The organism is uncultured Fretibacterium sp. (assembly GCF_938040765.1).
GTDB lineage: Bacteria > Synergistota > Synergistia > Synergistales > Aminobacteriaceae > CAJPSE01.
In genome coordinates this window covers 1-4,998 of the sequence record NZ_CALIAA010000108.1, presented here as the reverse complement: position 1 = coordinate 4,998, position 4,998 = coordinate 1, and the positions used below count along the sequence as shown (strand labels likewise).

Annotated in this window: 5 protein-coding genes; 3 read left to right on the top strand and 2 right to left on the bottom strand. The window is 68.4% G+C overall.

Features of this window, described 5'->3' with window-relative positions:
- Positions 1 to 160 precede the first annotated feature (160 nt).
- Entirely contained in the window at positions 161 to 1,243 is a 1,083-nt protein-coding gene (tal, locus tag Q0176_RS03995) for a transaldolase (protein ID WP_299299464.1), read from the bottom strand.
- A 21-nt stretch (positions 1,244 to 1,264) separates the two neighbouring features.
- Entirely contained in the window at positions 1,265 to 1,621 is a 357-nt protein-coding gene (locus Q0176_RS03990; RefSeq protein WP_299299462.1) for an MGMT family protein, read from the bottom strand.
- Positions 1,622 to 1,885: 264 nt separating this feature from the next.
- On the opposite strand from Q0176_RS03990, the gene Q0176_RS03985 reads away from it, so the two are divergent.
- From Q0176_RS03985 to ybaK, 3 genes are read left to right on the top strand one after another with little or no spacing between them, the layout of a single operon-like run.
- Positions 1,886 to 3,175, top strand: coding sequence for a glycosyltransferase N-terminal domain-containing protein (locus Q0176_RS03985; protein ID WP_299299460.1), 1,290 nt, complete (start codon positions 1,886 to 1,888; stop codon positions 3,173 to 3,175).
- A gap of 41 nt (positions 3,176 to 3,216) precedes the next feature.
- Entirely contained in the window at positions 3,217 to 4,425 is a 1,209-nt protein-coding gene (locus Q0176_RS03980; RefSeq protein ID WP_299299459.1) for a hypothetical protein, read from the top strand.
- 34 nt (positions 4,426 to 4,459) lie between these two features.
- Entirely contained in the window at positions 4,460 to 4,951 is a 492-nt protein-coding gene (gene ybaK, locus Q0176_RS03975; RefSeq protein WP_299299457.1) for a Cys-tRNA(Pro) deacylase, read from the top strand.
- Positions 4,952 to 4,998 lie beyond the last annotated feature (47 nt).

Here is a 4,998-nt window from a genome sequence, read left to right as displayed (position 1 = left end):
GGAGATTTTTGCCCATAGATGTTTTGCATATTTCCCTCTGGCAAAATATGCTTTCTTGTTTTAATCAGCGCTTCCATAGACATAATAACTCAACATCCCGTCCTGTCCAATCCCGCAGGACGGGGGATTCAAGTTCGCGGCAAAAGCCCCGGACCGGAGCTTAAGGTCTCATCTTCTCCTCGATGGCCAGGAGGAGCGACCGGAACGAGGACTCGAAGGCCGAGAGCCCGTCCGAGAGCAGCGTGGAACAGACCGCGTCGAGGTCGATCCCCAGCTCCGCGAGCCGCTTCGCCAATGTCCCGTCCGGGGCGGCGTCGAGCGTCCGCTCCGCACGGCCGTGGTCCAGGAACGCAGTCAGGGTCTTGGGCGGAACGGTGTTCACCGTATCCGGCCCGATCAGCGTCTCCAGATACAACACGTCCGAGTACGCGGGGTTCTTCGTCCCCGTGCTGGCCCAGAGCGGGCGCTGGACCCGGGCCCCCCGGGCCGGGCCGGCCAGGACATCCCACCTCGGCCCGGAGAAGATGTCGCGGAAGCGCCGGTACGTCGCCCGGATGCCTTCGATGGCCGTCCTGCCCAGAAGCGCCGTCTCGCCCCTGGCCGCCAGGAGCTTGTCCACCGCCGTGTCCACGCGGCTGACGAAGACCGACGCGACGGACGCGACCGCCAGGGGCAGGCGCTGAAGGGCCCGGGCCTCCAGGCCCCGGATGTATCCCTCCGCAACCGACGCGTACTGCGCCTCGGAGAAGATCAGCGTGGAATTGACGTTGACTCCCGCCGCGATGCAGTCCTCGAGCGCCTCGACCCCCTCGGGGGTCGCCGGGATCTTGATCATGACGTTCGGGCGGTCCAGGGCGGCGAAGAGGCGCTTCGCCTCCGATACGGTGCTTTCCCGGTCGGACGCCAGCAGAGGGTTGACCTCCAGGCTGACGTAGCCGTCCAGCCCCCGGGTGCGTTCATGGACGGGCCTGAGTATATCGGCCGCCGATCCGACCTCGCGCAGCGTCAGGACCTCGTAGATCTCCGCCGCCTCCCTGCCCTCGCGGGCCATCGCCGCGATCTCGCCGTCGTAGTCCTTCGTGTTCGCGATGGCCTGCTCGAAGATCGAGGGGTTCGTCGTCACCCCGACGACGCCCTGCTCGATCCAGCGCTCCAGTCCTCCCGAGAGGATGAGGTCCCGGCTGATCGTGTCCAGCCAGACGCTCTGTCCCAACTCCGCCGCCTCGTGCAATACGGTTCTCATGGCGGTTACCGCCTCCTGTTCTCATTCCGGTTCTTTCTCGCGACTCCTCTTCCAGCCCGTCCCCGAAAGCTCGGCGGCCCCGCCGCGGTCCCAGTGAAAGCGCCCCATATCCGCCCGCCCGTCGGGCGTGAAGAGGACCCCCTCGCGCTCGAGAAGGCGCCTCTGCCCGCCGGGCCCGAAGGCCTCCGTCACCGATCCGTCCGAGCGGAGGACCCGATGGCAGGGCAGGCCCAGCTCCCGCGGCACGGAGGCCATCGCACACCCCACCACACGGGCCGCACGGGGCGATCCGCACCACGCGGCGACCTGCCCGTAGGAGACGACCCGCCCCCGCGGAATCCGGGCGACGAGCGCGTAGACCTTCTCCGTGAACTTCATCGGGAACCTCCAGTATAATGGAAACGGACGCTTTGCGCTTCCATTATACATTTTCACGAGAGGAAAGGACGCGGGGAAGGGGCTGCCGTCCCCTCGGGCTGCCCGTTCGTGCGATAATACGTGCGGGCACGCAGGTCCCGGACGGGCCTCGTACTCCGGCTTTCGTACGGGGAGGGAGTCCGTCGGAGCAGCCGGCTTTCCTCGTTTTTTCGTCTGCTTCGCACGTTTCGTGTGCCCTTTCTTATTGTGACGGAGGTGTGCGCCGTGGAGGAATCGAAGCGGGAGACTTGGGCGTGGCGGACCGGAATGTCCGCCTACCGTCTGGGGATCAACGCCTTTTTTGCGGCCGGCGGCCTGCGGTGGCTGCGCCGGAAGTACGATGTCGGACTGGACGAGCGGATGGGACGCTTCGAGGGCGTCCCTCAGGGGGGCGTGTGGGTCCACGCCGTTTCGGTCGGCGAGGTGCAGTCCGCCAGTCCCCTGATCCGGGCGATGAAGCGCGACGCACCCTCATCCGGCGAGCCCCCTTTGCCCTGTCTGCTCTCCACCGTCACGCGGACGGGCCGGGAGATGGCCGTTCAGCTGATCGGCGGTGCGGCGGACAGGATGGTCTACAGTCCCTGGGACGTCCCCAGGTTCGTTCGTTCGGCCCTCGACGCCGCACGCCCCAAAGCCTACGTCGCGATGGAGACGGAGCGCTGGCCCGAGATGCTCTCCGAGCTGAAGGCACGGGGCGTCCCCGCGTTCCTGGCAAACGGCAGGCTCTCGGAGAAGAGCTTCCGGAAGCTCAGGAGGCAGGCCCCGTTCTGGCGCGGCGTCCTCTCCTGCTTCGAGCGCATCCTCGTGCGCTTCGACGAGGACCGCGAGCACTTCCTGGCCCTGGGCGTCCCTGCGGAGAGGATCGTCGTGACGGGCGACTGCAAGGTGGATGCCCTGATGAGCCGGAGGTCCGAGGCCGACGCGTCCCGCTGGACGCACCTGCGGCGGGGGGACGCGCCCCTGTTCGTGGCCGGCAGTACGCACAAGGGCGAGGACGACATCGTGATCGCCGCCTTCCGCAGGCTCCGGAGCAGCCACCCCGGCGCCCGTCTGGTGATCGTGCCGCGCCACCCCGAGCGAGCCCTGTTCGCCGTCGCCGCGGCACTGCCCTATCCGGAGCTCCGCGCGGACCTGCTATCCCGGCTCCCCGACGACTGGGACGTCGCCGTGGCCGACCGCATCGGACTGCTCTTCGACCTCTACGCGGCGGCCGATGCGGCGTTCGTCGGGGGCAGCCTCGTGCACAAGGGCGGCCAGAACCCTCTGGAGCCCGCGCTGCTGGAGGTCCCCACGGCACACGGACCGGACATGGCCGACTTTCCGGACACGGAGCGCATGGACCGCATGGGGGCCGCGCGGTGCGTCGGGAGCGCCCACGAGCTCGCCGCCGCCTGGGAACGCGCTCTGGCTCCGGCCGAGAGGGAGCGCGTCCGCAGGGCCTGCCGGGAGTTCTTCGAGACGCTCGGGGGCGCGGCGGAGCGGACGTGGTCCGTGATTAAAACCTACGTAAAGTGATCCTGCAGTTTGATCCCGCAGTTTTGGAGGCACAGCGATTCATGAGGACAGACACGTTGTTCGGCGCTCCCCTGATCGAGACGTTCCGCGCGTCGCTGGACGAGCGCTCGCGCGCCGCCCTGGCCGCGGCGGTCCGGCGCATCGTCGAGGTCAAGGTGCGGGGGGGCAGGGTGATGGTCGTCACCGGGAGCGGCCCCAACATCCACGAGGGGGTCACGACCCTCATTGCGGAGCTGATCCGCGTCGGGCTGGTCGATGCCGTCTCCACGAGCTCCGCCGTCGTCTCCCACGAGATGGGCGGCGCGCTCGACCGGGTGTGGCGCGTGGACGCCGCGGCCCTCGGGATGGACCTGGAGAAGATGCCGAGGGGCGACCTGTTCGAGTTCACGCGGATGGGGGACGCGGAGTGGGCGGCCCTGAGGCGGGAGATGCCCCTGGACGACGAGCTCCTGGAGCGGGGGCGGAGGCTCCCCGTGCAGGGCGAGATCGTCAAGGCGGCCGGGAACATGGCCTATCCGATGGGGCTGAGGGGCGAGCGCCTGGCGGGCGAGATCCTGACCCTGGCGCAGCTTTACGGCCTTCCCTTCGAGGTAGTGGCCGGCTGGGGGTGCGACCCCCGCACCATGCTGGGCGCGGCGGACGCGCGCGGCGTCCCCGTGCTGGTGACGATCCCGCAGCTCGTCGGCGGGGGCGCCATCGGGATGGCCATCGGCGACAGCATCCCCGTCTCCGCGCGCTCCATGCGCCTGGCACGGATGCTCGCGGACTGCGACGTCATCATCGAGTCCGCCGTCGCCCTGACGCAGGAGATCCACGACGGCCCCTTCGAGTGCTACACGGGCCACGGCATCTGGGCCTCCTGGGCCCGGCAGTTCACCTACAGCCTCCGGGACAAGACGCTGGTGCGCATCGATCTGGACGAGAACCTCAGGCGCGCCGTCGAGCTGAACGACACCGTCCAGAACGCCATCGACAAGGGGCTGCCCAAGACGAAGGTGGCGCGCATTCCCTTCCGCATGGAGATGTCCGCCTTCGCCCGCCACGAGGGCAGTGTCCCGGTCATCGGCGACATCGGCAGGGTCTGGCCCGTCCTGGCCCACGACGTGGCGGCGGCCCTGGGCGTGGAGCTGGAGTTTCTCTCCGCCTCCCAGGACACGCCGGAGGGCGCGGCGATGCGCACGTGGATCGTCGACGCCGTCCGGCCGCTCGACCGGGACCGGATGCTGGAACGCGCCAGGTCGTGGCGCTGACCCCCGTGCCGGAGAGAGAAAAAGGGAGCCCGCCATGAGCAGGGGAAGCGACAGGACCAACGCGATGCGCATTCTGGACGCCAGGGGCGCGGCCTACGAAGCCCTCTCCTTCCCCGCCTCCGAGGCCGTGAGCGCGCTCGAGGCGGCGCACCTGCTCGGACTGGAGCCCGAGGGGCTCTTCAAGACCCTCGTCACGGTCGGCAGGACGCGGAACCACTACGTCTTCGTCGTGCCCGCGACGGGCGCTCTGGACCTGAGGAAGGCCGCCCGGGCCGTCGGGGAGAAGTCCGTCGAGATGGTGCACTCCAGGGAGCTCCTGCCGCTGACGGGCTACGTGCACGGCGGATGCTCCCCGGTCGGGATGAAGAAGGCCTTCCCCACCGTCATCGACGCCTCCGCGGAGCGGCTCGGCACGATCGTCGTCAGTGCGGGCCGAATCGGCCACCAGCTCAGGATTCCTCTGGAGGAGCTGCGCAAGGCTCTGGAGTTCACCCTGGCGGACCTGATTTCGGGAAGCGCTGATTAAAACCAAAGTGCATATTTCTCAAAGGCGAAATATGCAAAACATCTACA

What these genes read in the sequence shown, in the direction of transcription:
- tal (WP_299299464.1), bottom strand. Translation starts at nt 1,243, where the DNA reads ATGAGAACCGTATTGCACGAGGCGGCGGAGTTGGGACAGAGCGTCTGG.
- Q0176_RS03990 (WP_299299462.1), bottom strand. Translation starts at nt 1,621, where the DNA reads ATGAAGTTCACGGAGAAGGTCTACGCGCTCGTCGCCCGGATTCCGCGG.
- Q0176_RS03980 (WP_299299459.1), top strand. Translation starts at nt 3,217, where the DNA reads ATGAGGACAGACACGTTGTTCGGCGCTCCCCTGATCGAGACGTTCCGC.
- ybaK (WP_299299457.1), top strand. Translation starts at nt 4,460, where the DNA reads ATGAGCAGGGGAAGCGACAGGACCAACGCGATGCGCATTCTGGACGCC.